1 pseudogene is annotated in these 2,282 nt (G+C 76.8%); it reads right to left on the bottom strand.

From position 1 onward, the window contains the following. A pseudogene (locus AOK15_RS39565) lies at nt 1-2,282 on the bottom strand (sacsin N-terminal ATP-binding-like domain-containing protein); the annotation flags it as partial.

The following is a 2,282-nucleotide window of genomic DNA, read 5'->3' as shown; positions in this document are numbered from 1 at the left end:
CAGCAGTTCGGCGGCGCCGCCCGGCTCGTCGAGCAGCGCGGCGACCGATGTGCGCACGCCCAGCGCCCGCAGGACCTGCTCGTCGTCGAAGCCGGTGGCGTCGGCCTCGTCGTACAGGCCCCGCAGCAGCGGATCACCGCCGGAGGCGAGGAGACCGGCGGGGCGGCGGCCGTCGAGGACGGGGTGGCCGCGCAGCCACCAGGCCGTGTACGGGCGGACGACCTCGTGGGTGCCGTCGGGCAGCAGGATCCTCACCGGCTGCACCAGCGCGTCCCGCAGCGGGGGCCGGGCGAGCAGGGTGAGCGCCTCGGGCCAGCGGTCCTCGTCGACAAGGTCCAGGTCGCGCACGGCGACGATCTCGGTGGCGACCGGCGGGACGGGGCTGTCCGGGAACCGGTCGAGGATGTCCTCGCACCACACGTCGACGGCGTCCAGCAGCCCGGCGTCGTCGGGTTCGGCGAAGTCCCCGTCGCGGGGCTCCAGTTCGTCGGGGTCGAGGACGACGTCGGTGGCGCGCACGAGCGCGAAGCCGGCGAGGACACCGCACGCGGCCAGCGGCTGCTCGCCCCAGCGCTCGGCCAGCTCGGCGTCCACGAAGGCCAGTTCGTCCTCGCGCATGATCCGGGCGAACGGGCTGCCGGGCAGGACGAGTTCACCGGCGGGCGACAGTTCGCCGTCCTCGTCGGGCAGGGCGAGGGCGCCCAGCCAGGGCTCGTCGCCGGGGTCGAGGGCGGCCTCACGAACGAGGGTGAGGACCAGCTCCGCGAGCTCCTCGGCGTCCGGGCGGCCGTCCTCGTCGTCCCACGCCATGTCCTCGTCGTCCAGCGAAGCGGCCACGGCGGCCCGCACCTGCGGGGTCGTGAGCACGGCGCGCGGGGTCGCGGGCAGGGCGCCCAGCTTCTCCAGGAGCGGGTGCGCGGCGTCCGGGTGGGCGACCTTCAGACCGAGCCGGGCGAGGGTCTCCGGGGCCGTCTGCGGGCCGTCCGGCGTGGGCAGCAGCACCTGGCGCGGCCCGATCGTCGTCCGCCCGTCCGCGAGCGGCACCGGAAGCCCCGAGAGGCGGTCCGGGTCGACGCCCGCGAGGCTGTCGTAGAGCCGCCGCCACCAGTCGGGCGCCTTCTCCAGACCGGCGAGCCGGTCGATGGTGTCGCCCAGCGGCAGGCGCGCGACACCGAGCGTGCGCAGCTCCGCGCGCCGTTCGAGCCCGGCGGGCAGCAGACAGGGCAGCACCTCGGCGAGGACCCGCACGGTCTCCGCGCCGGCGCCCTCGACGACCTCGGCGTCCCGCGGCCGGAGCGCCTCGGGCAGCTCGTCGTCGTCCTCCGCGGGCGGCAGCGCGCGCGGCAGGAACGCGGTGCGCGGCAGCCGCTCCAGGATCGCCTGGCGCAGCGCCCCGTCCAGCTCCCCCTTGCCGAGCGGACCGGGCACGAGACCGATGATCTGCTCGGTCACCGGCTGCCAGGCGGCGAGGAGTTCGGTGTACGCGTCGGCCGCGCGCTGGACGAGGAAGTCGGTGAGGGGGCCGGGCGCGGCGTGCCGCCGGGTCGTGTCCAGCGGGAACGACGCGATGAGCAGCGCGGGGACGCCGAGGGCCTCGTCGCTGGGCGTCGGCGCGTGCACCACGGGGCTGGTACGGGGCCGGACCGGCTCTCCGTCGGGTCCCGTCGGCACCGCCCAGGTCACGGACCAGTGGGGCCGCAGCCGCTCCTCCACGGGCCGGTCGGCGAGCAGCGCGGCCTCGATCGCGCCGTGCTCGGCGACCGTGCGCCAGCGCGTGACACCGTCCCGCGAGTCCTCGATGACGACGTACGCCCCCTCCTCGCGCCGTCGCACGGTGCGCGCGGGAGCGTCACCGTTCTCGATGACGACCTCCTCCAGCCCGGGCAGGGCGAGGAGCAGGGCGTCGTCGACGGCGTTCAGCAGCCGCTCGGCGAGATCCCCGGCGGCCGCGTCGCGCAGCGGCAGGATGACGACGGTGTCGTACGTCTCCGGCGCGGATCCCTCGGCCGCGAACGGCAGCCGCAGCAGCGGTACGTGCCCCTCGCGGCGGCGGATCTCGTCGCCGAGCCCGGGGCTGTGCCGGGCGGTGTCGGCGGCGAGCAGCCGCGCCTCGGCCAGCGACCAGCGGATACCGCCGTGCCGGCCGACGACGGCGGGCTCGTCGGTGACGGCGAGGACGGCGGCGAACCCGACGCCGAACCGGCCGACCGCCTGGTCGTGGCCCTCCCGCTTCGCGGAGGCGCGCAGCGTGGACAGCGACTCGACGCCGGCCGCGTCGAGGG

Origin of the sequence: Streptomyces ossamyceticus (genome assembly GCF_001418475.1) — a bacterium.
GTDB lineage: Bacteria > Actinomycetota > Actinomycetes > Streptomycetales > Streptomycetaceae > Streptomyces > Streptomyces ossamyceticus.
Note: the sequence above shows the minus strand (reverse complement) of the source record. Positions and strands in the feature narration are given on the sequence as shown.